The organism is Bacillus salipaludis (genome assembly GCF_030938565.1).
Lineage (GTDB): Bacteria > Bacillota > Bacilli > Bacillales > Cytobacillaceae > Neobacillus > Neobacillus salipaludis_A.
Map to the genome: position 1 here is coordinate 2,255,620 of NZ_JAVGVR010000001.1, position 26,335 is coordinate 2,281,954.

A 26,335-nucleotide genomic window follows, 5' to 3' on the forward strand; every position below is an offset into this window, starting at 1 on the left:
TGGATGTGTATACAGAATGGTTATTAGCATGACAGGCTTTGGAAGAAGTAAAAAGGAATCGGGGGCATTTTCAGTAAATGTTGAGGTGAAAACCGTTAACCACCGATTTTGTGAATTTAATATTCGAATGCCAAGGCAGCTTTTGAAAATTGAAGATAAGATGAAGAAAAAATTAAATCAGCATATCCGCCGCGGTAGAGTTGAGGTTTATGTGACCATCGAAGGGGAAAGTGCTGTTACCCGCAAAATCCATGTTGACTGGAAATTAATAGAGGAATATTACCAATTTATTAATAGTGCCCGTGAAAAGTATGAGCTTGATGGAAAGGTAACCCTTCAGGATTTACTAAATAATAGTGAACTTATACATATTGAAGAAAGTGAATCAGGGAATGAAGAGCTTGAAAATTTAGTCCTCACTGCAACAGAGGAAGCTGTCATTTTATTAAAACAAATGAGGCAGGCTGAAGGGGAGGAACTTAAAAAGGACTTGCTCTCCGCACTAACTCAATTAGAGAAAAATATAGGTGCACTTCAAGAGTTTGCTCCATTAGTTCTTCAAAACTATCAAGAGCGGCTAATGAAACGAATGGAAGAGCTGGTAAAGGGTCAAATAGACGAAACAAGGATTCTAACAGAAGTTGCTGTATTTGCCGATAAGGCAGATATTAATGAAGAAATTACACGTCTAAAAAGCCATATCGGTCAATTCATTCAAACACTAAATGAACAGGAACCTATTGGCAGAAAACTTGACTTCCTTGTGCAGGAAATGAATAGAGAAGCAAATACAATCGGATCCAAGGCAAATGATGCGGGCATTGCCAAGAAGGTAGTGGAAATCAAAAGTTTGCTTGAAAAATTAAAGGAACAGGTTCAAAATATCGAGTAGTACCTGTTTAGAAAAGGATTTCCACGGTCAAAATATATTATTAATGATTGGATGAGAGACATGTTAATTAAATTGATTAATATTGGATATGGAAATATTGTTTCGGCCAATCGAATTATTTCGATCGTTAGTCCGGAATCTGCTCCAATAAAAAGAATAATTCAGGATGCCCGCGATCGTGGCTCCTTGATTGATGCAACATATGGACGACGTACACGTGCTGTGATTGTGATGGATAGCGATCATGTTATTTTATCAGCGGTCCAGCCAGAAACGGTGGCACATCGATTAGCCGACCGTGATGAAATTATTGATGAAGGGTAGGATGTAAGAAATATGCAGGAAAAAGGATTGCTTATCGTACTTTCGGGGCCATCAGGGGTAGGGAAAGGTACGGTCCGAAGGGAAATTTTTTCACATCCTGGTAATGCCTTTGAATACTCCATTTCCATGACAACTCGCAAGCCTCGTGAAGGTGAGGTAGATGGAGTCGATTATTTCTTTAAGTCACGGGAAGAATTCGAAAAATTAATCGACCAAGGGAAGTTATTGGAATATGCCGAGTTTGTCGGGAATTATTATGGTACACCTGTAGATTATGTGAGAGAAACACTTGATTCTGGAAAAGATGTTTTTTTGGAAATTGAAGTAAAAGGTGCCCGCCAGGTCCGTGAAAAATTTCCGGAAGGATTATTTATCTTTTTAATGCCGCCAAGTCTATCTGAATTAAAAAACCGGATTGTGACACGCGGAACCGAAACAGAGGACTTAATTCATAATCGTATGCTGTCTGCACGGGAAGAAATTGAAATGATGGAATTATACGATTATGTTGTGGAAAATAATCAGGTTGAGCTCGCTTGTGAACGAGTTAAGGCCATTATTATGGCAGAACATTGTCGCAGAGAACGAGTAGAGCATCGCTATAAAAAATTGCTGGAGGTTGAATAGAATGTTATATCCTTCTATTGATTCATTACTTGAAAAAATTGACTCAAAATATTCGCTTGTTTCTGTGGCGGCAAAACGTGCCCGAGTTATGCAGCAAGCAAGAAATGAAAAATTACCTAAATATGTTTCCTATAAGTTTGTGGGAAAAGCGCTTGAGGAAATATATAGTGGTGAACTTACTTACCGCATTTCCAAAAAAGCTGAAACTTCAGCGGAATAATTTAGATTTATTCCTTAAGGAAATCATAAAAAGAAGGTCTGACGGCAAAGGGACTCCTTATGTGTCAGGCTTTTTTATTTTGGGAGTGTTAAAGGTCAAGTTATTTTTAAAACAATGTCGCATTTTGTTGAAAAAAAGAGGAAATAGATGAAAAATTAACGGTTTTCTAGCATAATAAAAGAAATGACAAAGTGTGGAATAGAAGCGGGGGTTCTTTATGTTACAGGATAAAAAAATCGTATTATGTGTTTCAGGGGGAATAGCTGTATATAAAGCTGCTGCCTTAACAAGCAAATTAGTACAGGCAGGCGCACAGGTGAAAGTGATTTTGAGTGAGTCTGCTGCAAAATTTGTAACCCCATTAACCTTTCAGGCATTATCACGGAATGAAGTCTATATAGATACTTTTGATGAAAAAGACCCAAGTGTTATAGCCCATATCAATCTTGCAGATTGGGCGGACCTGATTCTCCTTGCACCTGCAACCGCCAATACAATCGCAAAGCTTGCAAATGGACTTGCGGACAATATGCTGACAACTACATTATTAGCAACGCAAGCACCTGTATGGATTGCACCGGCCATGAACGTACATATGTATGACCATCCGGCTGTGAAAAAAAATCTCGCTATTTTAGCGGAGTATGGGTATCAGTTTATTGAACCAAGTGAAGGCTATCTTGCCTGCGGTTATATTGGAAAAGGACGCTTAGAAGAGCCTGAAAAAATAGTAGAGTTGCTACAGTTGTATTTTCAAAAAGACGCTCCCTTACTTAAGGGGAAAAACGTAGTCATTACTGCAGGGCCGACAAGGGAAAAAATTGATCCGGTCCGGTTTATTTCGAATCACTCGACAGGAAAAATGGGTTATGCTCTTGCAGAACAGGCTAGAAAAAATGGAGCAAAGGTGGTTCTGATTTCCGGACCGGTTTTCTTGCCAGATCCTGCTGGAATAAAGGTAGTAAAAGTAGAAAGCGCGGAGGAAATGTACAAGGCAGCACTCCGGTTTTTTGACGATGCCGATGTTGTGGTTAAAACGGCTGCAGTTGCCGATTACCGCCCAAAAATGATCCATGAACAAAAGGTTAAAAAACAACCGGGGGACGCGGTAATTGAACTTGAAAGGACCAAGGACATTTTAGCTGAGCTTGGAAAAAGGAAAAATAAGCAGGTACTGATTGGCTTTGCTGCTGAAACCAATAATGTAGAGGAATATGCCCGCAAAAAATTATATAGCAAAAATGCAGATTTAATTGTTGCCAATAATGTTAAGGCAGAGGGCGCGGGGTTTGGAACAGAAACGAATATTGTCACGCTGTTTAAACGGGACGGAACGGTTAAGGAATTGCCAATCATGTCTAAACAAGCCGTTGCTGAAAAAATTATTGAAGAAATTTCCTCGATACTAAAGGACTTGGCTGAAAATGAAAATTGCTAGTGTTATTGTCGATGTCCCGACAAAACAAACTGATAAGCCTTTTGATTATTTAATTCCGGACCAATGGAAGGATACTATACAACCGGGAATGAGGGTAATTGTTCCATTTGGTCCCAGAAAGATACAAGGGTTTGTAACGGAGCTGAAAAACCAATCAGAATTTAAACAGTTGAGAGAAATATGTGAGCCGATGGACCTTGAACCGGTTTTAAATAAAGAATTACTGGAGCTTGGAAACTGGCTGACGGAACACACTCTTTGTTTTAAGATTTTTGCGTATCAAGCGATGCTGCCCGCAGCTTTAAAAGCAAAATATCAGAAAAAAGTAAAACTTGCCAGCAGGACCAAGCTTAATGATTTACCGGAGCCTCTTCCGCTATTCTTTCATCAAGACGGAACTATTCATTGGGACGAGGCATTAAAGTCCGGGATTGTACCTAAGCTTCAGCGGGAAGCGGCGAAAGGCCATCTTGAGGTGATCTATGAGGTAAAGGGTAAACTCAAAAAAAAACAAATTAAAATGATCCGACCATTGCTTCCTCTACCTGAATTAACAGCTGAAATGGCACAAATACCGGCAAGGGCCGCAAAGCAAAAAGAAGTACTCAGGTATTTTATTGAAAACTATCGTGAAATTGAACTAAAACAATTATTGGATGACTTACATACCACTAAGAGCACAGTCAATGCATTAATTGAAAAGAAAATTCTTTTTGAAAGGGATGCAGAAGTTTATCGAGACCCATTTGAGCATCGAACATTTGAACGGACTTTCAGCTTACCGTTAACTGAGCACCAGCAGAAAGCTATTGGGCCGATTTTAAATTCTATCAATGAAGATCAGCATGAGGTTTTTTTACTTTATGGTGTTACCGGTAGTGGTAAAACCGAAATCTATCTGCAATCGATTCAGGATTGCCTTGAAAAGGGAAAAGAAGCGATTGTCCTTGTGCCTGAAATAGCGCTCACTCCGCAAATGGTGAATCGCTTCAAAGGAAGGTTTGGAAATCTTGTCGCGGTTATGCACAGCGGATTGTCAGCCGGAGAAAAATACGATGAATGGCGGAAAATTTTACGCCGTGAAGTGAGTGTAGTGGTCGGAGCACGATCAGCCATCTTTGCTCCTTTTGAAAACCTGGGAATTATCATTATCGATGAGGAACATGAAACAAGTTATAAGCAGGAGGACATGCCGCGTTATCATGCGCGTGATGTTGCCATTAAACGTGCGGAAACCTATAATTGTCCGGTCGTACTCGGAAGTGCTACCCCCTCTTTGGAATCATTTGCCCGTGCTCAGAAAAGGGTGTATAAGCTCTTGTCACTTCCAAGCAGGATGAATAATCAAGCCCTTCCATCAGTGGAAATCATTGATATGCGCGAGGAATTGCGGGAAGGAAATCGTTCTATGTTTTCACGAAGCTTATTCGATAAGTTGAAGGATCGTATAGAAAAAAAGCAACAATCAGTTTTATTTTTAAATAAACGAGGACATTCATCGTTTGTGATGTGTCGGGATTGTGGTTATGTAATTAATTGTCCGAATTGCGATATATCCTTAACCTACCATCGTGCAAGTGAACAAATGAAATGCCACTATTGTGGATATGAAAGCTATGTACCGAAGCAATGTCCGGAATGCTTAAGTGAACATATCCGGTATTTTGGGACTGGTACTCAGAAAGTGGAGGCAGAACTCGGAAAAATTCTGCCTGAGGCAAGAATTATTCGTATGGACGTAGATACGACCGGCCGAAAAGGGGCACATGAAAAACTTTTACAAGAGTTTCAGGATGGAAAAGCCGATATTCTTTTAGGGACGCAAATGATAGCAAAGGGACTTGATTTTCCCAACATTACGCTTGTTGGCGTCCTTTCAGCTGATACGATGCTTCATCTTCCCGATTTCCGCTCCTCTGAGAAAACCTTTCAGTTACTAACACAGGTTAGCGGGAGGGCAGGTAGGCACAAATTGCCTGGAGAGGTAATTATTCAAACCTATACCCCAGAGCATTATAGTGTTGAACTTGCGGGTACTCAGGATTATGATCTTTTTTACAATAGAGAAATGATGGTTCGAAAAGTTCATCATTACCCGCCATTTTACTATTTAACCCTTATTACCGTCAGTCATGAGCAGTTGATGACAGTCGTTTCAGTAACGGAGAAAATTGCAGGTTATGTCCGCTCACGGGTATCGAATGAAACGGTTGTTTTAGGACCGACTGCCTCGCCTATTCCCCGTATTAATAATAGATATCGCTATCAATGTTTGATAAAATACAAGCGGGAGAAAGACCTTTCTAGAACGCTTAAAACAATTCTTGATCAATATCAAAAAGATATGGCCCATGGATTACAAGTCTCGATTGATTTAAATCCGTTTATTTTGATGTAGGCTGCTTGATTATATGACGTTTTCGATTATGAATAGAAACTTTTGGTGAAAATAAGTAGTAATAATATTCTTATTTTTTATCCTATATACAACCAAATATAGGGAGGAACAGATTTGACAATACGTAAAATTGTAAATTACCCTGCAGAAATTTTAGAGCAGCCTTGTAAACCTGTCATAAAGTTTGACCGGAAGCTTGGAAAATTACTGGATGATATGTATGATACAATGATTCAATATGATGGAGTTGGGCTGGCAGCCCCGCAAATAGGTCTTGACGTGAGAATAGCCATTGTTGATATTGATGATGAACATGGAACGATTGAAATGATTAATCCAAGGCTCATAGAGGCCAACGGGGAACAAACAGGACCTGAAGGCTGTTTAAGTTTTCCAGGCCTTTTTGGAGATGTCACAAGAGCTAATTATGTAAAGATAGAAGCCTTAAATAGAAAAGGGAAAAAGTATACGTTTGAAGCAGAAGGATTCCTTGCCCGGGCGATTCAGCATGAAATGGATCATCTTGATGGAGTTTTGTTCACTTCAAAGGTCATCAGATATCTTGAGGAAGAAGAGTTAAAAGGAGTAGAACCGGAATGACCAAAATTGTTTTTATGGGTACGCCTGATTTTTCCGTACCAGTATTGCGCCGAATCATCGATGATGGCTATGAAGTTATTGGGGTGGTGACTCAGCCGGACCGCCCTGTTGGCAGAAAAAAAGTGTTAACTCCTCCGCCTGTGAAAGTAGAGGCATTAAAGCATAAAATTCCAGTGTATCAGCCTGAAAGAATCCGAGAAAAAGAAGAACTTGAAAAAATTCTGGCACTTGAGCCGGACTTAATTGTTACTGCAGCATTTGGACAAATTTTACCAAAAGCACTTTTAGAAGCTCCATCACTAGGGTGCATTAATGTTCATGCTTCCCTGCTTCCGGAACTTCGCGGTGGTGCTCCCATTCACTATGCGATTATTCAAGGAAAAAAGAAAACGGGAATTACGATAATGTATATGGTGGAAAAACTTGATGCCGGAGATATCTTAACGCAAGTCGAAGTCCCAATAACGGATGAAGACAATGTGGGTACACTCCACGACAAATTAAGTAAAGCAGGTGCGGACCTCCTATCAGAAACAATTCCAAAGTTGTTAGCAGACAATCTTACTCCGATTCCGCAAGAGGATGCTGCAGCGAGCTTTGCCTCCAACATAAAACGTGAGCAGGAAAAAATTGATTGGGGCAAAACAGGGGAAGAAATCTATAATCATATTCGCGGTTTAAATCCTTGGCCGGTTGCTTTTACATTGATGAATGGCCAAGTTCTTAAGATTTGGGAGGCTGAAAAGGTATCTGGTACGAAAAGTGAGATACCTGGTTTAATCGTCGGAATCGAACCGGATGGTTTAGTGGTTAGTACCGGAAATAAAACCGCGATTAAAATAACTGAACTTCAGCCTTCCGGTAAAACAAAAATGACGGGTAAAGATTTTTTACGAGGAGCAGGTTCAAAAATTTCCACTGGCGTGAGACTTGGAGAGTAATATGACATCAAAAAGAAAAAATGTGCGTGAAGCTGCAATGGATTTGCTGGCAGCAATAGAAAAAAATCAAGCTTACAGCAACTTATTATTAAATAGTACAATTGAGAAAAATCAAATACCTTCTATAGATATAGGGCTATTAACAGAATTAACCTATGGAACGCTTCAAAGAAAAATGGCGTTGGATTTCTTTTTAAAACCCTTTATTAAAAATAGCAAGAAACTAGAAAACTGGGTGCCGCATCTTTTAAGATTGACGCTATACCAAATGGTTTACCTTGATAAAATTCCGGATCGGGCAGCAATCCATGAAGCAGTTGAAATTGCTAAGAAGCGCGGCCACAAGGGAATCGCCGGTTTGGTAAATGGTGTACTTCGCAGTATCCAACGCGAAGGTCTTTCAGCCCTTGACGAGATTAATGATCCAATAGAGCGGCTTTCTATCGAGACAAGTCATCCAGCATGGCTTGTTTCTAGATGGGTGGACCAATTTGGCTATGAAAAAACAAGAGAAATGTGTGAAATGAACGTCTTGGCTCCATTACAAACGGCAAGAGTTAATCTGACAAAAACCACCGTTAGAGAATGTATCGAGGAACTTGATGAGGAAGGATTCCTAATTGAAAAGAGTCCGATTATTCCGGAAGCGATTCGCTCATTGAAGGGAAACTTAGCCTCATCAAAAGCTTTTCAGACGGGTAAGCTTACGATTCAAGATGAAAGCTCAATGCTTGCTGCTTATGCTTTAGGTGCTAAAGAAAATGAGAAAATTTTAGATGCTTGTGCAGCCCCAGGTGGGAAAAGTACACACATTGCTGAAAAAATGCAAAGTACAGGTGTTATATATTCGATTGATTTGCATGAACATAAAGTTAAATTAATTCAAGACAATGCTAAGCGTTTACGTTTGGGTAATATTAAAACAATAGTAATGGATTCAAGGGGTGTTGGAGAAGAATATCCTGCAGAATCATTTGATCGGATTTTACTGGATGCACCATGCTCAGGTCTAGGTGTAATCAGAAGAAAACCTGATATGAAATATACGAAAAAAGAAGAGGATATCCTACATTTAAGCAAGATTCAACAAACATTATTAAATGCTGTTTCACCTTTAGTGAAAAAAGGTGGAATCCTAGTCTATAGTACCTGTACTGTTGATAAAGAGGAAAATGAGAAGACATTAGAGACGTTTTTACAGGATCATCCCGATTTTGCGGGAGATATGACCTTTAAAGACCGTATGCCCGAAGCCATTCAACCTTTGATTACTGGTTTTGATTTACAAATCTTCCCACAGGATTTCGGATCGGATGGCTTTTATATTTCAGTTTTAAGAAAGAAGGGGTAACCGTTGGAACAACTAAAAACAACTAAGACTCAAACAACATTGGACAACAAAAAAACATCTATTTATTCTTTGCAGCTCCATGAATTAAAGGAATGGCTCTCAGAAAACGGAGAAAAGCCATTTCGAGCAGAGCAAATCTTTGATTGGTTATATAAAAAACGAATTACCTCGTTTGAAGAGATGAGTAATTTATCAATAGATCTGAGGGAAAAACTCGAACATCATTTTGTTGTCACCACATTAAAAACCGTTATTCAACAAACATCATCTGATGGCACGATTAAATTTTTATTTGAACTGCATGATGGCTATTCCATCGAAACAGTGCTCATGCGGCATGACTACGGGAACTCGGTTTGCGTTACCACACAGGTAGGATGCCGAATCGGCTGTACCTTTTGTGCATCGACGCTTGGCGGGTTAAAAAGACATTTAGAAGCAGGAGAGATCGTTGCGCAGGTTGTAAATGTGCAGCAGGCACTTGATGAAACAGATGAAAGAGTAAGTTCGGTTGTGATTATGGGGATTGGAGAACCGTTTGATAATTATGATAACATGCTTTCCTTCCTTAAAATCATTAATCATGATAAAGGTTTGAATATTGGTGCACGTCACATTACCGTTTCCACTAGCGGAATTATTCCGAAAATTTATCAATTTGCTGATGAAGATATGCAGATTAATTTTGCTATTTCCCTGCATGCCCCAAATACTGAATTAAGATCGAGATTAATGCCAATCAATAAAGCATATAAACTTGATGACTTAATGAAAGCGGTACGGTATTATATCGATAAGACGGGAAGACGGATCAGCTTTGAATACGGACTTTTTGGCAGTGTCAATGATTCTGTAGAACATGCTGAAGAACTTGCTTCATTGTTAAAGGGGATTAAATGCCATGTAAATCTTATCCCTGTTAACTATGTTCCGGAACGTGATTATGTCCGTACTCCAAAAAATCAAATTTTTGCCTTTGAAAAAACGCTTAAAAAGCGTGGAATAAATGTTACAATTCGCCGAGAGCACGGTCATGATATTGATGCAGCATGTGGACAACTTCGTGCAAAGGAGCGGAAAGAGGAGACGAGGTGAAGATAAGTGAAAGCTTTTTTTAAAACCGATCAAGGTAGAGTTCGTCAAAATAATGAAGATAATGGCGGCGTTTTTCAAAATAAGGATGGGCACTTTCTTGCGATTGTAGCAGATGGGATGGGCGGCCACTTGGCTGGTGATATAGCCAGTGAAATGACCGTTCGGCACCTAAAGGATTTATGGGAGCAAGCAGAAGGATTACAAACAGCGGATCAGGCCGAAGAGTGGCTTAAAACGCATATTAATCAAGTGAATAAGCTGTTGTTTGAGCATTCAAAAAATAATCCGGAGTGTGAGGGGATGGGAACGACCATCGAGGCAATTATTGCGACAGATCGTTTTACATCCGTTGCACACGTCGGAGACAGCAGGTCGTATATTTTAAATGAGAGCGGATTTCAACAGTTGACAGAGGATCATACACTAGTAAATGAATTGGTCCGCTCTGGGCAGATTTCAAAAGAAGATGCAGAACATCACCCAAGAAAGAACGTAATCCTTAGGGCTTTAGGAACAGAGCAGGAGATAAAAATTGATTTCAAAACAATCATGTTTGAGGAAGGTGATTTCCTTCTTTTATGCTCAGATGGTCTGTCAAATAAAGTAAAAGAACAGGAAATGATTCAAATTCTCCAAAATGAAGAAATTCTAGAGGAAAAAGCAGAAACACTTATTAAAATAGCCAATGATAATGGCGGCGAAGATAATATCACCCTAATCATAGTAGCGTTCGATGATGAGAATGAAAGAGGGTGAAAATAAATGATTATTGGGAAAAGAATAAGCGGCCGCTATAAGATCCTTGAAATGATCGGCGGAGGTGGAATGGCAAATGTTTATTTAGCGCATGATATGATTTTAGATCGCGATGTTGCAGTCAAAATCCTGCGTCTTGATTTTGCCAATGATGAGGAATTTATTCGTCGATTTCATCGAGAAGCCCAATCCGCAACCAGTCTAGTCCATCCCAATATCGTTAGTATTTACGATGTAGGTGAAGAAGATTCCATTTATTATATAGTCATGGAATATGTAGATGGCCAAACATTAAAGCAATACATACAGGGACGGTCAGCACTTCATATGGAAGAGGCAATTGATATCATGAAACAATTGACCTCGGCAATTTCCCATGCCCATCAAAATCATATTATTCACCGGGATATTAAACCACATAATATTTTAATTGATCGAAATGGGAATGTAAAAATCACAGATTTTGGGATTGCGATGGCGTTAAGTGCTACCAGTATTACGCAAACAAACTCTGTTTTAGGTTCTGTTCATTATTTATCACCGGAACAGGCTAGAGGCGGCATGGCGAACCGGAAATCAGATATTTATTCACTTGGTATTGTGATGTTTGAATTATTAACTGGAAGACTGCCATTTTCGGGTGAGTCGGCTGTTTCAATTGCTTTGAAGCATCTTCAATCGGAAACTCCTTCGGTTCGCAGATGGTATGCAAACATCCCTCAAAGTGTTGAAAATATTGTTTTAAAAGCAACAGCAAAGGATCCTTTCCACCGCTATAACAGTGTAGAAGAAATGGAGGAGGATCTAAGAACCGCTTTAAACCCGGAAAGAATGAATGAGCGAAAATTTGTTGTCCCCATTGATGAGGAAGCAACGAAGGCGATACCGGTCATTACAAATGATCGTCCTTATCAAAATCTTGATGAAACATTAGTCCATAATACCGATAAAAATACCATTAAACCGAATGAACCTGTAAAAATTGGAAATGACAAAAAGAAACGTAAAAAATGGCCGATTATCTTAATTTCTACTTTTATTATACTTGCACTTCTTGGACTTTTTTCTTTTTTAGTTTTACCAGGCCTATTATCTACAAAAGATATTAAAATCCCGGATGTTAGCGGAATGAATGTTAATGATGCAGTTTCAAAGCTTAAGTTAGAAGGTCTTCAAGCAGGTGAAAAAATAGAAATAACCGATGAAAAAGTAGTGGAAGGGCATGTCATAAAAACAGACCCGGAGGCTGGAAATACGGTAAAAGAAAATCAAAAAGTTACGATTTATATTAGTTCAGGAAAAGAAAAATATGAACTGTCTGATTATACTGGGCGCCTATATAATGATGTCGTTCAATTTTTAGAAAGTAAAAACTTTAAAGATATCCTTAAAACTGAAGTTTATTCGGATAGTGACCCCGGGACCATTATCAACCAAAATCCCGGTAGCGGAGAAAATATTGTACCTGAGGAAACAGTCCTGCAGTTTGAGGTAAGTAAGGGACCGGAGAGAATTACTTTAAAAGACTTGAGGCAATATACAAAAAAAGCGGCAGAGGACTATGCGGATGAGTCAGGATTTGACATTGATACCTCGGAAGAACGATATGATGACAAGATCCCGGAAGGTATGGTTATTTCTCAATCGCCTGATCCAGGGGCACAATTACAGAAGGGTGATCATATTTCTGTCGTTATCTCTAAGGGGCAAGAGGAAAAACCGCCTAAGAATGTTCCAATTGAATTGAACATCCCATATGAACCTGCAACACCGGGTACACCACAGGAGATTCGAATCTATATTGAAGATATGAATCATAGTATGACAGAACCGGCTGAAAGTTTTGCCATTACCCAGGATACAAAAAAAATGATTGAATTAGAAATTCCTTATGGTAAAAAAGCAGGGTATAAAGTGATTCGTGATAACCAAGTAATTATTGATGAAAATAGGAAATACTCTGATGATGAGGAACAATAAGCTGAGTAACTTGAATAAATCATGATTATAAAATCATTAATATGAACAAGTAAGGAACAGGCAAGGAGTGTTGCTATGCCAGAAGGCAAAATTGTCAAAGCATTAAGTGGTTTTTATTATGTTCTTCACAATGAAGAACTAATTCAATGCCGCGGAAGAGGGGTTTTTCGCAAAAATAAGATTACCCCTTTGGTTGGCGATGAAGTCATTTTTCAAGCCGAAAATGATCTAGAAGGATATATCCTTGAGGTAAAGCAAAGGAAAAATGAGTTAATTCGTCCGCCCATTGCAAATGTAGATCAGGCTATTCTTGTTTTTTCAGCGGTTGAACCAGACTTTAGCACAGCTTTATTAGACCGTTTTCTTGTCCTGGTTGAATTTAATCATATTCAGCCGCTTATTTGTATTTCGAAAATGGACCTTACAACAGAGGAAGAATTACAAACCATTTCGGAATATGCGGAGCAGTATCAAAAGGCCGGCTATGAAGTCATCCTTACTTCATCGGAAACAGAGACGGGGATTGAACGGCTAAACCCGCATGTTGAGAATAAAATATCTGTTTTTGCCGGCCAATCGGGTGTAGGAAAATCATCCTTATTAAATGTCCTGCGGCCAGACCTCGAATTAAAAACCAATGATATTTCAACACATCTTGGCAGGGGAAAGCACACAACAAGGCATGTTGAGTTAATTAAAATCGGCAATGGGCTGATAGCTGATACTCCTGGTTTCAGTTCATTGGAGTTTACCAATATAGAGGCTGAGGATTTGACTTTTTGTTTTCCCGAAATAGCAAAGGCGAGTGAAAATTGTAAATTTCGCGGCTGCCTTCATGTAAGTGAGCCAAAGTGCGGGGTGAAAGCCGGGGTAGATTTAGGAGAAATTCCAACCTATCGTTATGAACATTATTTGGATTTTCTAAAGGAAATTAAAGAGAGAAAGCCGAGGTACTAACCATGGTAAAAATTGCACCTTCAATCCTTTCAGCGGATTTTTCTAAATTGGGAGAAGAAATTTTGGCGGTAGAAAAAGCTGGAGCGGATTATATTCATGTTGATGTCATGGACGGACATTTCGTGCCAAATATCACGATTGGTCCTTTAATTGTTGAAGCAATTCGTCCCGTTACAAAACTGCCGCTTGATGTCCATTTAATGATTGAAAATCCCGACCAATATATCGAAACATTTGTAAAGGCGGGAGCAGATATTATCACCGTGCATGTAGAGGCTTGCCGTCATCTCCATCGTACCATCCATCATATCAAATCTTTAGGGGTTAAAGCTGGGGTTGTTTTAAATCCAGCGACTCCTGTGGAGACGATACAGCATATTATTGCAGATGTTGATATGGTATTATTAATGTCCGTTAACCCTGGTTTTGGGGGGCAAAAATTTATTCCTGAGGTTCTGCCTAAAATAAAAAAGGTAAAAGAACTAGCGGAGCATAAGGGTCAGGAGCTTGAAATTGAAATTGATGGCGGAGTAAACCCTGAAACCGCTAAACTTTGCATTGAAGCAGGAGCAAATGTCCTTGTTGCAGGGTCAGCGATCTATAATGAAGATGACTATGCAAGAGCAATATCAAGAATTAGAGGTTAGTAAGGAGAGAAGCCGGCGAAAGCTGGCTTTTTGCTTCCGGAAAGAAGGTTGTTTGTATGATTATCAATATCCTGGCTGGAGGCCCTGAAGAGGAACTCCCCGAATTAGCCCTTTTTTCAGAATCAGATGTGGTATGGGTAGGAGTGGATCGTGGAGTTTATCAACTATTAAAACGAAACATTACTCCTGAAATTGCTTTTGGCGACTTTGATTCGGTTACACCCGAAGAACTGGTTTTTATCGAAAGTAAAGTAAATCATCTAAATCGGTTTAAACCGGAAAAAAATGAAACAGATATGGAACTGGCGTTGGACTGGGCTTTAAAACAAAACCCAGTTAAAATCCGACTATTTGGAGCAACCGGGGGCAGGCTTGATCATTTATTTGCCAATGTCCAATTATTACTCCACTCTTTATTACAGAAAAATCAGACATCTGTTTACATAATTGATCGACTCAATGAGGTTTGGGTAAAGGGGCCGGGAAGCTTTCAAATTGAAAAAAGATCCGATAAAAAATACATTTCGTTTATTCCTGCTACTCCAAACGTTGAAAACCTTACCCTTGAAGGCTTTAAATATCCATTAAAAAATCGTCATATTTCCCTCGGGTCCACACTATGTATTAGTAATGAACTTAATAGTGAATATGGTACTTTTTCATTTACTGAAGGCATATTAATAATCATAAGAAGTCATGATTAAGATGGTACTGATTTCATTCGATTGAATAATATGGTAAGGGCTTTTGAAAAAAAGAGATGTGGATGACGTTGAGGAGGGACAATATGAAATTCTATACCATTAAACTGCCGAAATTTTTAGGTGGACTTGTCCGAGCCATGATAGGGGCTTTTAACAAAAAAGAATAGAGATATTTATAATTTTCAGCGCCCGTTTACGGGTGCTTTTTGTTTTAAGGAAGTATGAAAATTTTTAAAAAAGAAAAGGCATCCTAAATGGATGCCCAATCAAAACATTATTAAACGCGTTCTACTTTACCAGATCTTAACGCTCTTGCAGAAACCCAAACACGCTTAGGCTTTCCGTCAACAAGGATACGTACTTTTTGTAAGTTAGCACCCCATGTACGCTTGTTAGCGTTCATAGCGTGAGAACGTGCGTTACCAGTCGTGGTTTTCTTTCCAGTTACAACACATTTACGTGGCATAATGATTTCCCTCCTTAACACCAAAAGCTTTATACAGCATTTACATATTCAGATGCTTCCATCTGGATATAGAAAAATGGACGTGCCATATTTTCTAGCCTAAAGATACCTTAATAATTTATCATACAACCCGTACGATTGCAATACTTGTTAGGAAAGGTTTCAAGAAAAATTCCTTGACATCCATTGTTATTAAAAGCTCATAATATGAGGAATGACTTTAATTATTCTAGCGACTATAGTAAAATGACTGTAGTCAAGGAGCAATTTCCAAAAGGGGGAACGATTCATGTCCATTGAATTAAAAACAAAGTTCGGACAAATTGATATTTCAAATGAAGTAATCGCTACCATCGCTGGAGGAGCAGCAATCGATTGTTATGGAATCGTCGGTATGGCTTCAAAAAATCAAATTAAAGACGGTCTTACGGAAATATTAAGAAAAGAGAATTTTACACGTGGAGTTATTGTTCGCCAAGATAATGAGGAAGTACATATTGATATGTATATAATTGTCAGCTATGGAACGAAAATTTCCGAGGTTGCCCACAACGTGCAATCAAAGGTTAAATACACCCTCGATAAAACTGTTGGACTTGCCGTTGACTCGGTAAATATTTACGTTCAGGGAGTTCGAGTGACGAACCCATAAGTTCGTGTTACGAACCTCTGTAAGGAGGAAGGTTTGTGTCAATAACAGCTTTAGATGGAAAACGTTTTGCAGAAATGGTGATACAAGGAGCAAATCACCTGTCTGCAAATGCAAAAATGGTTGATGCGTTAAACGTTTTTCCCGTGCCTGATGGTGATACCGGTACAAATATGAACTTATCCATGACCTCAGGGGCAAAGGAAGTTAGAAATAATGTTCAGGAACATATTGGAAAGGTAGGCGTGGCTCTCTCAAAGGGATTACTAATGGGTGCACGCGGGAACTCAGGAGTGATTCTTTCTCAATTATTCCGTGGTTTCGCCAAGGCGGTTGAAACTAAACCCTACATTTCGGGCAAGGATTTTGCGCAAGCATTAGAATCCGGGGTTGAAACAGCTTATAAAGCAGTTATGAAACCAGTTGAGGGGACAATTCTAACAGTTGCAAAGGATTCCGCAAAAAAGGGAGTTCAGGCCGCTCAAAAAACTGATGATGTAATCACAATTATGGAGGAGGTTTTAAAGGAGGCGAAAGCTTCTTTAAAACGGACACCGGATTTACTTCCTGTTTTGAAGGAAGTCGGAGTGGTTGATAGTGGTGGTCAAGGGTTAGTATTTGTCTATGAAGGATTCTTAGCAGAACTAAAAGGAGAAAAGCTTCCGGATTCACCTGCCGCTCTTCCTTCAATGGATGAGATGGTTAATGCCGAACATCATAAGAGTATACAAGGTCATATCAATACAGAAGATATCGTATTTGGCTACTGTACCGAATTCATGGTGAAATTTGAAAGTGATAAGGCAGTGAAACACCCCTTTAAAGAAGAAGTGTTTCGGACGGATCTTAGCAAATTAGGAGATTCATTACTCGTCATTGCGGACGAAGAACTAGTTAAAGTGCATATCCACTCTGAGAAGCCGGGAGAAGTTTTAACTTACGGGCAACGTTATGGAAGCCTTATCAATATGAAAATAGAAAACATGCGGCAGCAGCATTCCAATATTGTCGGTGAAACTCATACCCCGCTGGTTTCTGATAAACAAAACATCCAAAAAGAAAAATCAGAATTTGGAATTGTTACAGTTTCAATGGGTTCCGGTATTGCAGAATTATTCAAGAGTATCGGAGCAAATGCAGTAATTGAGGGCGGCCAGACAATGAACCCGAGTACCGAGGATATTGTGAAAGCTGTTAAGGAAGTCAATGCAAAAAAGGTCTATATATTACCAAATAATAAAAATATTATTATGGCTGCACAGCAGGCTGCAGATATTACAGAAGAAGACATCTATGTGATTCCGTCTAAAACGGTCCCTCAAGGATTAGCAGCATTATTAGCTTTTAATCCTTCCACAGATGCAGAGACGAATAATACGGCAATGCAGGATGCTATGCAGCATGTGAAAACGGGACAAATTACATTTGCCGTCCGTGATACGCAAATTGATGGTTTAGAAATTGAAAAAGATGATTTCATGGGAATTGCCGAAGGGGAAATTATCGTAAAAAACAAAGGGAAAATTAAAGCGGCTGAAGAACTGCTTGTTAAAATGCTCGATGATGATTCAGAAATCCTGACGATTCTTTACGGTGAAGATGTAACCGAAGCGGAAGTGAAAATGCTTGCAGAATATGTGAAAGGGCAGTATCCAGACGTGGAAATTGAGATTCACTACGGTGCTCAGCCATTATATTCTTTTATCTTTTCAATTGAATAAGGAACAGATACAATAGAAGGGGGAGACCCCTTCTTTTTATGTGCAAAGAATGGAATCGTCCCTCTGAAAATTTTCTTAAAATAATTTTGACCGATAGATAGTTTAAACATAAGGGAGAGAACTCATTTGAAATATAGAAGTGTGTTTGACATTATTGGACCTGTTATGATAGGGCCATCAAGTTCACATACGGCAGGAGCGGCGCGAATCGGCAGGGTGGCGAGAAGTTTGTTTGGAAGAGAGCCGAAATGGGCGAACATTTCCTTATATGGCTCTTTTGCTAAAACCTATAAAGGTCATGGGACAGATGTTGCCATCGTTGGTGGATTATTAGATTTTGATACGGATGATGTCCGGATTATTCATGCAATTGATATTGCGAAAGAAAAAGGAATGAAGCTTCGTTTTATTGAGGAAGATGCGGTAACCGATCATCCAAACACAGCACGAATCATTCTGGGTGATCATAATGGGGAGCTTGAACTTGTTGGTATCTCTATTGGCGGGGGTAAAATTGAAATAACCGAGTTAAATGGTTTCGAACTAAAGCTATCAGGCAATCATCCAGCTATTTTAGTGGTTCATAATGACAAATTTGGAACGATTGCAAGCGTTGCCAATACACTTGCCAAATATCAAATCAATATCGGACATATGGAGGTTTCTCGAAAAGAGGTTGGGAAATTGGCCCTTATGACGATTGAAGTAGACCAAAATATTGATGATAAACTAATTAACGAATTAGAACAGCTCCCAAATATATTGAAAGCAACTAAAATTGTAGATTAAACAAAAAGCTCCAGCCCCCTATGTGCTGGAGCTGGACAATAAACAAAAGCGGAAATGGATACACCAAAGAGGAGGAAGGCTTGTGTTTCGAAATGTTGGCGAACTTTTAGAGCTTGCAAATAGTCAAAATAAAAAAATATCAGAAATTATGATTGAACAGGAAGTCACTGTTACCGGCCGTTCCAGAGAAGAGGTTATTGCTTTTATGGACCGTAATTTGCGGGTCATGGAGGAAGCGGTTGAACGTGGAATTAAAGGAGTAAAATCCCACTCAGGGTTAACAGGAGGGGATGCCGTTCTTCTCCAAGCGTATATTCAAAAAGGAAATTTCTTAACAGGGGAAACAGTGCTTGATGCGGTAAGCAAAGCAGTTGCCACAAATGAAGTAAACGCTGCAATGGGGACGATCTGTGCAACGCCTACTGCCGGATCAGCTGGTGTGGTTCCAGGAACATTATTCGCTTTGAAAAATAAATTGAACCCAACGCGTGAACAAATGGTAGCGTTTCTATTTACTGCCGGTGCCTTTGGTTTTGTTGTAGCAAATAACGCTTCTATTTCCGGTGCTGCTGGGGGATGTCAAGCGGAGGTAGGTTCAGCAGCAGGGATGGCTGCGGCAGCCATTGTAGAAATGGCCGGAGGAACTCCTGATCAATGTGCTCAGGCAATGGCCATTACCTTGAAAAATATGCTTGGTCTTGTCTGCGACCCTGTAGCTGGATTAGTTGAGGTACCCTGTGTAAAAAGAAACGCAATGGGTGCTGCGAATGCCATGGTCGCGGCCGATATGGCTTTAGCAGGGGTTACCAGCCGAATCCCTTGTGACGAAGTCATTGACGCAATGTATAAAATCGGTCAAAATATGCCGACTGCATTAAAAGAAACTGCTCAGGGAGGTTTGGCGGCAACACCGACAGGTCGCAAACTAGAAGCGAAGATTTTCGGTATTCCGCTAGAAGAACAGTGAATCCGGAATTAAACCAATCAGTAACTGTTTTAAAAGGAATTGGTGGGGAAACGGCTGAAACCTTGGCAGAAATGAAAATCTATACGATTCATGATTTGTTGGAGTATTTTCCTTATCGTTACCAAGACTATCGACTCCGTGACTTAACGGAGGTTCAGCATGACGAAAAAATTACGGTAGAAGGGAAGGTTCATAGTGAGCCTTCTCTTGCCTATTATGGGAGAAAGAAATCGAAGATTACCATTAGGCTTTTTGTGGACCGATACCTAATCAAGGTGGTTTTTTTTAACCAACCCTATTTAAAAAATAAATTCGTAATCAATGAAACCATTACCGTCACTGGAAAATGGGATGCACACCGGCAAACGATTACGGCTAATGAAATGCAGGTCGGCCCGAATTCGAAAGGGCATGATTTTGAACCTGTATACGCTTTAAGAGGAAAAATGACGACAAAAGGTATGCGGAAGTTTATTAGTCTTGCCTATCAGCAATATGGAAATAAGATTGAAGAAAATCTACCGCTATCACTTTTAAATAAATATCGGCTGCTTGGGCGCCGTGATGCACTTTGGGCCATGCATTTTCCTAATACCTCAGATGATGTCAAGCAGGCAAGACGTCGTTTTGTTTATGAAGAATTCCTTTTGTTCCAACTTAAAATGCAGGCCTTAAGAAAGTTTGAAAGAGAACAATCACCGGGAATATCCCAAAATTATTCGCAGCCAAAATTAAAATCTTTTATTGATGCACTTCCTTTTCCGTTAACCAATGCTCAAAAACGAGTCGTGAATGAAATTTTAGCTGACTTGAAGTCAGGCTTCCGCATGAACCGTTTGTTACAAGGGGATGTCGGTTCAGGAAAAACAGTCGTTGCTGCCATTGGTTTATATTCAAGTGTAACGGCTGGCTTTCAAGGAGCGTTAATGGTACCAACCGAAATATTAGCAGAACAGCATGCTGAATCCCTTAATAGCTTATTAGACCCTTTTGCGATTCGCTGTGAGCTGTTAACTAGTTCCGTAAAAGGGAAACGCAGACGTGAAGTTCTACAGGACTTAGCTGAAGGAAGGGTGGATATTCTAATTGGTACCCATGCGCTCATTCAGGAGGAGGTAACCTTTAAAAATCTTGGTTTTGTGATTACGGATGAGCAGCATCGTTTTGGGGTCGAACAGCGAAGGATATTAAGGGAAAAAGGTGAAAATCCCGACGTATTATTTATGACTGCAACTCCGATTCCCCGTACATTGGCGATAACTGTCTTTGGTGAGATGGATGTATCCATCATTGATGAAATGCCGGCAGGCAGAAAAAAGATTGAAACGTATTGGGCAAAACCTGAGATGCTAGATCGAGTCCTAGGATTTGTTGAAAAAGAACTGGGCAAAGGCCATCAAGCCTATGTTATTTGTCCATTAATCGAAGAATCGGACAAGCTCGATGTTCAAAATGCTATCGATGTTCATACAACCCTTACCCATTACTTTCAAAACCGTTATAAGGTTGGCCTTATGCATGGCCGTTTAAGCTCGGATGATAAGGATAGCGTTATGAAGGCTTTCAGTGCAAATGACGTTCAGATACTTGTTTCTACAACCGTTGTTGAAGTGGGCGTAAATGTTCCAAATGCGACGATGATGGTAATTTACGATGCTGAAAGGTTTGGTCTGTCACAGCTACATCAGCTCAGAGGGCGGGTAGGAAGAGGCAGCGATCAATCCTATTGTGTCTTGCTGGCGGCCCCAAAATCCGAAGTTGGTCAGGAAAGAATGAAAATTATGACTGAAACAAATGATGGCTTTGTTCTAAGCGAAAAAGATTTAGAGCTGCGTGGACCAGGGGATTTCTTTGGAAAAAAACAAAGCGGGATTCCAGAATTTAAAGTAGCAGATATGGTCCATGACTATCGTGCACTAGAAACTGCCAGAAATGATGCAGCATTGTTAATTCAATCAAAAGCGTTTTGGTCATCACCGGAATATAAATTTTTACGGAATGAGCTTGAGTGGTCAGGTGTTTTAGAAGGAGAAAAGCTAGACTAATTCTCATGAATTTAATGAATAATAAAGATGAGAATTGTCTAGCTTCGGCGCCTAGCCTCTCGAGGTTGCTTAGGTCCTGCCGATGAAGTCAAAGAACGACTTCACCGTCAGGCCCTAAAGCCTTGTCGGGGCTGACCAAGGCGCCTTCGCTTTTCTTATAAGCAGATGGCAAGTGTGAAAGTATTTCTTGCAATCTGCTTTTTCTACTTTTATACTACTATTAGTACCTAGTCATAAGAGCTCGGACGGTGTAAAATCATGAGAAGAAATAAAAAAGAACGGCAGCAATTGCTAACCTCTACCATAAAAGAAAATCCATTTACGACGGATGAAGAGCTTGCGGAAAAATTTCAAGTCAGTGTTCAAACCATCCGTCTCGATCGATTAGAGTTATCGATACCGGAACTTAGGGAACGAATTAAAAATGTAGCTGAAAAGCGATTTTCCAATGAGGTCCGTTCATTGCCACTTGATGAAATCATTGGTGAAATTATTGATATAGATTTAGATCATAGTGCGATATCCATTTTGGATATCAAAGAAGAGCATGTTTTTAAACGAAATAAGATTGCCCGCGGCCATCATTTATTTGCGCAGGCAAATTCTTTGGCCGTTGCTGTCATCAATGATGAACTAGCCTTAACAGCGAAAGCAAATATTCAATTTAAACGATCTGTAAAGCAGAATGAACGGGTAATAGCAAAGGCTAAGGTGTTAAAAATTGACGACGAACTCGGGAGAACCTTTGTTGAAGTCAATAGTTTTGTAAATAATGAGCTTGTTTTTATCGGAGAATTTGAAATGTACCGTTCGAAAAATCATTAAGGGATGAGACAAAATGAAACTTGCAATTGATGCAATGGGTGGCGACCATGCCCCAAAAGAAATAGTCCTTGGTGCAATAAAGGCTGTTCAAGAATTTTCTGATATACATATTACCCTTGTTGGGGACGAAAGTAAAATTAAGGAATATTTAACAGGGCATGAGAGAATTTCAATCCTTCATACAACTGAGGTAATCCTTGGAACGGATGAACCGGTACGGGCAGTCCGCCGTAAGAAAGATGCCTCAATGGTTTTAGCTGCAAAGCAGGTAGCAGAAGGCAATGCCGATGCATGTATCTCCGCCGGTAATACGGGTGCATTGATGGCAGCAGGACTGTTTGTAGTGGGCAGGATTGACGGCATTGACCGCCCGGCGCTCTCCCCCACCTTACCAACCATCGGAGGAGAAGGTTTTCTACTATTAGATGTTGGAGCGAATGCGGATGCAAAGCCGGAACATTTAGTCCAATATGCCATCATGGGATCTATTTATAGTGAAAAAGTAAGAGGAATTTCGAAACCACGAGTTGGATTGTTAAATATTGGTACGGAGGAAAAAAAGGGTAATGAATTAACGAAAGCATCCTTTGAACTTTTAAAAAAGACCAATATCAATTTTATTGGCAATGTGGAAGCTCGGGATTTGCTTGAAGGGGCAGCCGATGTGGTCGTTACCGATGGCTTTACAGGAAACATGGTATTAAAAACAATTGAAGGTACGGCTCTTTCCATGATGAAAATGTTAAAAACAGCTTTAATGAGCAGTTTAACAAGCAAACTGGCTGCTGCTGTTCTAAAACCAAATTTGTATTCGTTGAAAAGCAAGCTGGATTACTCCGAATATGGCGGAGCTGCACTTTTTGGTTTAAAAGCACCAGTGATTAAAGCACATGGTTCCTCGAATGCACAGGCCGTCTTTAGTGCCATTCGCCAAACAAGAGAAATGGCAGGAAATGATGTCGTTGGTTTAATAAAAAATGCTGTTGAAGAAACAAATGTTTCGAAAATTGAACAGTAAGAAGGAGTGCGAAAATGGGTAAAATTGCATTTGTTTTTCCAGGGCAGGGTTCCCAAACAGTTGGTATGGGAAAAGAAGCTGCTGAACAGAATTCTGAAATGATGAGCTATTTTACAAAAGCAGATGAAACACTTAATAGTTCTTTAAGTAAAATTATCTTTGAAGGCCCACAAGAGGAGCTGACGCTAACCGTGAATGCGCAGCCAGCCTTGTTAACAACAAGTATTGCATTGTTATCCTTGTTTGAAAAATCAGGGATTCAAGCAGGTTTTCTTGCTGGCCACAGCCTAGGTGAGTACACGGCTTTAGTTGCTTCCGGTGCCTTAACCTTTGAAGAAGGTGTATATGCCGTCAGAAAAAGAGGCGAGTTCATGGAAGTAGCCGTTCCGAATGGAGAAGGCACAATGGCGGCAGTGTTAGGTCTTGACCGTGTAAAGCTTGCAGCTGCATGTAACGAAGTGAGTGAATCAGGCTATCCGGTTTCTTTGGCTAATTTAAATTGTCCAGGGCAAATTGTTATTTCCGGTTCACGAAAAGGAGTAGAGCTTGCAGGTGAAAAGGCAAAGGAAGCAGGGGCTAAGCGCGTAATTTCACTTGAAGTTAGCGGACCTTTCCATTCTTCACTAATGAAACCAGCCGCTGCTGAATTAAAGGGTGTTTTAGATGGATTGAATATGCAGGATGCGAAAATTCCTGTTATCGCCAATGTTTCAGCGGAACCAATGGAGAAGGCTGAAGAAATCAAAGAAAAGCTAATTGAACAACTCTTTTCACCTGTGTTATGGGAAGATTCCGTTCAGAAGATGATTGAACTTGGTGTTGATACCTTTATCGAAGTTGGACCTGGGAAGGTTTTATCAGGATTAATTAAGAAAATAGATCGTTCCGTTAAAACGTATTCTGTATCGGACGCGTCAAGCTGCAAGGATGTAATTGAAGCATTAAAGGAGGGGCAATTATGAATTTAGCAGGCAAAGCAGTACTAGTAACAGGGGCATCAAGAGGAATCGGTCGTGAAATTGCTCTTGAGTTAGCACGGCAGGGAGCAAATGTGGCTGTGAATTTTGCCGGTAGTGAGGCAAAAGCTAATGAAGTAGTGGATGAAATTAAAGCGTTGGGAAGAGATGCTTTTACAGTAAAGTGTGATGTTTCCAATTCTGAAGAAGTAGCATCAATGGTTAAAGAGACAGTTGACCGCTTCGGAAAACTGGATATTCTCGTTAATAATGCAGGGATTACAAAGGATAACTTATTGATGAGAATGAAAGAAGAAGAGTGGGACGATGTCATCAGTATTAATTTAAAAGGGGTTTTTCTTTGTACGAAGGCTGTAACAAGACAAATGATGAAGCAACGCTTTGGAAGAATTATTAATATTGCTTCAATTGTTGGTGTCAGTGGTAATCCAGGTCAGGCTAACTATGTTGCGGCAAAAGCGGGTGTGATTGGTTTAACGAAAACAACTGCGAAAGAACTTGCTGCCCGAAATATTACGGTAAACGCGATTGCACCGGGATTTATCACAACGGATATGACTGACAAATTAACAGAGGATATCAAAACGGAAATGCTCAAACAGATTCCATTAGCCCGTTTTGGAGAACCTAAAGATATCGCAAAAGTAACAGCATTCCTTGCTTCTGATGACAGTTCCTACATGACAGGACAGACTCTTCACATCGACGGCGGCATGGTGATGTAATTTTTTATAATTAAACATTTATTATTTTAATCAAATACTCTATAATAGCTTGAGGGGAGGTGAACAAGCATGGCAGAGGTATTAGAACGTGTAACAAAGATTATCGTGGACCGTTTAGGTGTAGACGAGTCTCAAGTTACGCTTGAAGCTTCTTTTAAGGACGATCTTGGCGCTGATTCCCTTGACGTAGTTGAACTAGTAATGGAATTGGAAGATGAGTTTGATATGGAAATTTCTGACGATGATGCTGAAAAAATCGGCACAGTTGGTGATGCTGTTAATTACATAAATAGCAAAAAATAATCGTTGGATTTCTAAAAAGTTAGCTCCGTTTACAAACGGGGCTTTTCTTCAACTTGGCAGTTCAACCGTACTGCCAAGTTTCTTTGCGTTTTTAACAGAACTTTTTTAAACTATTACTAGTGAATGTATGTGAATACTAATTGCAAGGTGGAGACTTTCATGCGCAAAAATGGCAAGGAAAAAGAATCAAGCAGTCGCGCAAAAGAAAATCAATTCAAAGATTTTCAACAGAATATTGGAATTCATTTTGATAATGAGAAATTATTAAAACAAGCTTTTACCCATTCATCCTATGTGAATGAGCATCGCAGGAAGCCTTATGAAGATAACGAAAGGCTTGAATTTTTAGGAGATGCCGTACTTGAACTTACTGTTTCACAATTCCTTTATAAAAAGTATCCAATGATGAGTGAAGGAGAACTAACAAAACTCCGGGCCGCTATTGTCTGTGAGCCATCACTTGTTTCTTTCGCAAATGAACTTTCCTTTGGAAAATATATTTTATTAGGAAAAGGAGAAGAAATGACAGGAGGCAGAGAGCGTCCTGCATTACTTGCAGATGTATTTGAAGCCTTCATTGGGGCGCTTTATTTAGAAAAAGGAATTGGTACAGTGATTGAATTTCTTGAAAAGGTGGTTTTTCCTAAGGTTAATGCGGGTGCTTTTTCTCATGTGATGGATTTTAAAAGCCAGCTTCAGGAACTTATCCAACGCGATGGGACAGGCGTGATTGAATATCGAGTTCTCCAGGAAATCGGACCTGCACATAACAAAGAATTTGTTTCAAGGGTCTCATTAAATGGTGAAGAATTAGGGACTGGTACTGGTAAATCCAAAAAAGAAGCAGAACAGCATGCAGCCCAAATGGCGCTTGGAATTTTAAAAGGAAAAACAACCATGTAATACATCTTAACGCGCTT

Annotated in this window: 28 protein-coding genes; 27 read left to right on the forward strand and 1 reads right to left on the reverse strand. The window is 39.8% G+C overall.

Translation table 11 applies throughout. The features are described from left to right. The first annotated feature begins 16 nt into the window (after window positions 1-16). The 16 genes from RCG21_RS11165 (at window position 17) to spoVM (ending at window position 15,097) form a co-directional block, all read left to right on the forward strand. Window positions 17-892 (forward strand): YicC/YloC family endoribonuclease, encoded by an 876-nt coding sequence (locus tag RCG21_RS11165; protein WP_133332486.1) that lies wholly within the window; start codon window positions 17-19, stop codon window positions 890-892. A 60-nt stretch (window positions 893-952) separates the two neighbouring features. Beyond that, window positions 953-1,216, forward strand: a complete 264-nt coding sequence (remA, locus tag RCG21_RS11170; protein ID WP_133332485.1) for an extracellular matrix/biofilm regulator RemA — start codon at window positions 953-955, stop codon at window positions 1,214-1,216. A 12-nt stretch (window positions 1,217-1,228) separates the two neighbouring features. After that, window positions 1,229-1,843, forward strand: a complete 615-nt coding sequence (gmk, locus tag RCG21_RS11175) for a guanylate kinase (protein ID WP_133332484.1) — start codon at window positions 1,229-1,231, stop codon at window positions 1,841-1,843. A gap of 1 nt (window position 1,844) precedes the next feature. Then, on the forward strand, window positions 1,845-2,063 hold the full coding sequence (rpoZ, locus tag RCG21_RS11180; protein WP_133332483.1) for a DNA-directed RNA polymerase subunit omega: 219 nt from the start codon (window positions 1,845-1,847) through the stop codon (window positions 2,061-2,063). 217 nt (window positions 2,064-2,280) lie between these two features. Next, entirely contained in the window at window positions 2,281-3,501 is a 1,221-nt protein-coding gene (coaBC, locus tag RCG21_RS11185; RefSeq protein ID WP_308913169.1) for a bifunctional phosphopantothenoylcysteine decarboxylase/phosphopantothenate--cysteine ligase CoaBC, read from the forward strand. Then, window positions 3,488-5,899 (forward strand): primosomal protein N', encoded by a 2,412-nt coding sequence (gene priA / locus RCG21_RS11190; protein ID WP_133332481.1) that lies wholly within the window; start codon window positions 3,488-3,490, stop codon window positions 5,897-5,899. The genes coaBC and priA overlap by 14 nt, the downstream gene beginning before the upstream one ends. A gap of 114 nt (window positions 5,900-6,013) precedes the next feature. Beyond that, window positions 6,014-6,499 (forward strand): peptide deformylase, encoded by a 486-nt coding sequence (gene def, locus RCG21_RS11195; RefSeq protein WP_133332480.1) that lies wholly within the window; start codon window positions 6,014-6,016, stop codon window positions 6,497-6,499. Then, the gene (gene fmt, locus RCG21_RS11200; RefSeq protein ID WP_133332479.1) at window positions 6,496-7,440 is read left to right on the forward strand and encodes a methionyl-tRNA formyltransferase; all 945 of its coding nucleotides are present in this window, start codon (window positions 6,496-6,498) and stop codon (window positions 7,438-7,440) included. Before def ends, fmt begins: the two co-directional genes overlap by 4 nt. 1 nt (window position 7,441) lies before the next feature. Further along, on the forward strand, window positions 7,442-8,791 hold the full coding sequence (gene rsmB / locus RCG21_RS11205) for a 16S rRNA (cytosine(967)-C(5))-methyltransferase RsmB (RefSeq protein ID WP_133332478.1): 1,350 nt from the start codon (window positions 7,442-7,444) through the stop codon (window positions 8,789-8,791). A 3-nt stretch (window positions 8,792-8,794) separates the two neighbouring features. After that, a complete protein-coding gene (gene rlmN / locus RCG21_RS11210; protein ID WP_133332477.1) occupies window positions 8,795-9,886 on the forward strand; it encodes a dual-specificity RNA methyltransferase RlmN in 1,092 nt (363 codons plus the stop codon). 6 nt (window positions 9,887-9,892) lie between these two features. Then, window positions 9,893-10,642, forward strand: coding sequence for a Stp1/IreP family PP2C-type Ser/Thr phosphatase (locus RCG21_RS11215; RefSeq protein WP_133332476.1), 750 nt, complete (start codon window positions 9,893-9,895; stop codon window positions 10,640-10,642). Window positions 10,643-10,648: 6 nt separating this feature from the next. Next, window positions 10,649-12,622, forward strand: a complete 1,974-nt coding sequence (gene pknB / locus RCG21_RS11220; protein ID WP_133332475.1) for a Stk1 family PASTA domain-containing Ser/Thr kinase — start codon at window positions 10,649-10,651, stop codon at window positions 12,620-12,622. 75 nt (window positions 12,623-12,697) lie between these two features. Further along, window positions 12,698-13,579: a ribosome small subunit-dependent GTPase A gene (gene rsgA, locus RCG21_RS11225; RefSeq protein WP_133332474.1), complete on the forward strand. Its 882-nt coding sequence runs from the start codon at window positions 12,698-12,700 to the stop codon at window positions 13,577-13,579. Between the two features lie 2 nt (window positions 13,580-13,581). Next, window positions 13,582-14,226 carry a ribulose-phosphate 3-epimerase gene (gene rpe / locus RCG21_RS11230; RefSeq protein ID WP_308913170.1) on the forward strand — a complete coding sequence of 215 codons (645 nt, stop codon included), beginning with the start codon at window positions 13,582-13,584 and terminating at the stop codon, window positions 14,224-14,226. A gap of 56 nt (window positions 14,227-14,282) precedes the next feature. Then, entirely contained in the window at window positions 14,283-14,930 is a 648-nt protein-coding gene (locus tag RCG21_RS11235) for a thiamine diphosphokinase (RefSeq protein ID WP_133332472.1), read from the forward strand. A gap of 83 nt (window positions 14,931-15,013) precedes the next feature. After that, on the forward strand, window positions 15,014-15,097 hold the full coding sequence (spoVM, locus tag RCG21_RS11240; RefSeq protein ID WP_035424179.1) for a stage V sporulation protein SpoVM: 84 nt from the start codon (window positions 15,014-15,016) through the stop codon (window positions 15,095-15,097). A gap of 110 nt (window positions 15,098-15,207) precedes the next feature. On the opposite strand, the gene rpmB is transcribed toward spoVM, so the two are convergent. Next, on the reverse strand, window positions 15,208-15,396 hold the full coding sequence (gene rpmB, locus RCG21_RS11245) for a 50S ribosomal protein L28 (protein ID WP_007087786.1): 189 nt from the start codon (window positions 15,394-15,396) through the stop codon (window positions 15,208-15,210). Window positions 15,397-15,685: 289 nt separating this feature from the next. Between rpmB and RCG21_RS11250 the strand changes: the two genes are divergently transcribed. The 11 genes from RCG21_RS11250 (at window position 15,686) to rnc (ending at window position 26,318) form a co-directional block, all read left to right on the forward strand. Further along, window positions 15,686-16,048 (forward strand): Asp23/Gls24 family envelope stress response protein, encoded by a 363-nt coding sequence (locus RCG21_RS11250; RefSeq protein ID WP_026574843.1) that lies wholly within the window; start codon window positions 15,686-15,688, stop codon window positions 16,046-16,048. Between the two features lie 35 nt (window positions 16,049-16,083). Next, complete coding sequence (locus RCG21_RS11255) at window positions 16,084-17,766, forward strand: DAK2 domain-containing protein (protein ID WP_133332471.1); 1,683 nt, start codon at window positions 16,084-16,086, stop codon at window positions 17,764-17,766. 126 nt (window positions 17,767-17,892) lie between these two features. Then, window positions 17,893-18,555: an L-serine ammonia-lyase, iron-sulfur-dependent subunit beta gene (sdaAB, locus tag RCG21_RS11260; RefSeq protein ID WP_133332470.1), complete on the forward strand. Its 663-nt coding sequence runs from the start codon at window positions 17,893-17,895 to the stop codon at window positions 18,553-18,555. A gap of 82 nt (window positions 18,556-18,637) precedes the next feature. After that, window positions 18,638-19,522: an L-serine ammonia-lyase, iron-sulfur-dependent, subunit alpha gene (sdaAA, locus tag RCG21_RS11265; protein ID WP_133332469.1), complete on the forward strand. Its 885-nt coding sequence runs from the start codon at window positions 18,638-18,640 to the stop codon at window positions 19,520-19,522. Next, window positions 19,519-21,567, forward strand: coding sequence for an ATP-dependent DNA helicase RecG (gene recG, locus RCG21_RS11270; protein ID WP_235824677.1), 2,049 nt, complete (start codon window positions 19,519-19,521; stop codon window positions 21,565-21,567). The genes sdaAA and recG overlap by 4 nt, the downstream gene beginning before the upstream one ends. A gap of 258 nt (window positions 21,568-21,825) precedes the next feature. Further along, entirely contained in the window at window positions 21,826-22,392 is a 567-nt protein-coding gene (gene fapR / locus RCG21_RS11275) for a transcription factor FapR (protein ID WP_133332467.1), read from the forward strand. Between the two features lie 13 nt (window positions 22,393-22,405). Next, on the forward strand, window positions 22,406-23,410 hold the full coding sequence (gene plsX / locus RCG21_RS11280; protein WP_133332466.1) for a phosphate acyltransferase PlsX: 1,005 nt from the start codon (window positions 22,406-22,408) through the stop codon (window positions 23,408-23,410). Between the two features lie 14 nt (window positions 23,411-23,424). After that, window positions 23,425-24,372 (forward strand): ACP S-malonyltransferase, encoded by a 948-nt coding sequence (gene fabD, locus RCG21_RS11285; protein ID WP_133332465.1) that lies wholly within the window; start codon window positions 23,425-23,427, stop codon window positions 24,370-24,372. Continuing rightward, window positions 24,369-25,112, forward strand: a complete 744-nt coding sequence (fabG, locus tag RCG21_RS11290) for a 3-oxoacyl-[acyl-carrier-protein] reductase (RefSeq protein ID WP_026574851.1) — start codon at window positions 24,369-24,371, stop codon at window positions 25,110-25,112. Before fabD ends, fabG begins: the two co-directional genes overlap by 4 nt. Before the next feature lie 69 nt (window positions 25,113-25,181). Beyond that, entirely contained in the window at window positions 25,182-25,415 is a 234-nt protein-coding gene (locus RCG21_RS11295) for an acyl carrier protein (RefSeq protein ID WP_118922655.1), read from the forward strand. Between the two features lie 159 nt (window positions 25,416-25,574). After that, window positions 25,575-26,318 carry a ribonuclease III gene (rnc, locus tag RCG21_RS11300; RefSeq protein WP_133332464.1) on the forward strand — a complete coding sequence of 248 codons (744 nt, stop codon included), beginning with the start codon at window positions 25,575-25,577 and terminating at the stop codon, window positions 26,316-26,318. Window positions 26,319-26,335 lie beyond the last annotated feature (17 nt).

Coding starts and splice junctions, on each gene's coding strand:
- RCG21_RS11165 (WP_133332486.1), top strand. CDS start 17: ATGGTTATTAGCATGACAGGCTTTGGAAGAAGTAAAAAGGAATCGGGG.
- remA (WP_133332485.1), top strand. CDS start 953: ATGTTAATTAAATTGATTAATATTGGATATGGAAATATTGTTTCGGCC.
- gmk (WP_133332484.1), top strand. CDS start 1,229: ATGCAGGAAAAAGGATTGCTTATCGTACTTTCGGGGCCATCAGGGGTA.
- rpoZ (WP_133332483.1), top strand. CDS start 1,845: ATGTTATATCCTTCTATTGATTCATTACTTGAAAAAATTGACTCAAAA.
- coaBC (WP_308913169.1), top strand. CDS start 2,281: ATGTTACAGGATAAAAAAATCGTATTATGTGTTTCAGGGGGAATAGCT.
- priA (WP_133332481.1), top strand. CDS start 3,488: ATGAAAATTGCTAGTGTTATTGTCGATGTCCCGACAAAACAAACTGAT.
- fmt (WP_133332479.1), top strand. CDS start 6,496: ATGACCAAAATTGTTTTTATGGGTACGCCTGATTTTTCCGTACCAGTA.
- rsmB (WP_133332478.1), top strand. CDS start 7,442: ATGACATCAAAAAGAAAAAATGTGCGTGAAGCTGCAATGGATTTGCTG.
- pknB (WP_133332475.1), top strand. CDS start 10,649: ATGATTATTGGGAAAAGAATAAGCGGCCGCTATAAGATCCTTGAAATG.
- rsgA (WP_133332474.1), top strand. CDS start 12,698: ATGCCAGAAGGCAAAATTGTCAAAGCATTAAGTGGTTTTTATTATGTT.
- rpe (WP_308913170.1), top strand. CDS start 13,582: ATGGTAAAAATTGCACCTTCAATCCTTTCAGCGGATTTTTCTAAATTG.
- RCG21_RS11235 (WP_133332472.1), top strand. CDS start 14,283: ATGATTATCAATATCCTGGCTGGAGGCCCTGAAGAGGAACTCCCCGAA.
- spoVM (WP_035424179.1), top strand. CDS start 15,014: ATGAAATTCTATACCATTAAACTGCCGAAATTTTTAGGTGGACTTGTC.
- rpmB (WP_007087786.1), bottom strand. CDS start 15,396: ATGCCACGTAAATGTGTTGTAACTGGAAAGAAAACCACGACTGGTAAC.
- RCG21_RS11250 (WP_026574843.1), top strand. CDS start 15,686: ATGTCCATTGAATTAAAAACAAAGTTCGGACAAATTGATATTTCAAAT.
- fapR (WP_133332467.1), top strand. CDS start 21,826: ATGAGAAGAAATAAAAAAGAACGGCAGCAATTGCTAACCTCTACCATA.
- plsX (WP_133332466.1), top strand. CDS start 22,406: ATGAAACTTGCAATTGATGCAATGGGTGGCGACCATGCCCCAAAAGAA.
- fabD (WP_133332465.1), top strand. CDS start 23,425: ATGGGTAAAATTGCATTTGTTTTTCCAGGGCAGGGTTCCCAAACAGTT.
- fabG (WP_026574851.1), top strand. CDS start 24,369: ATGAATTTAGCAGGCAAAGCAGTACTAGTAACAGGGGCATCAAGAGGA.
- RCG21_RS11295 (WP_118922655.1), top strand. CDS start 25,182: ATGGCAGAGGTATTAGAACGTGTAACAAAGATTATCGTGGACCGTTTA.
- rnc (WP_133332464.1), top strand. CDS start 25,575: ATGCGCAAAAATGGCAAGGAAAAAGAATCAAGCAGTCGCGCAAAAGAA.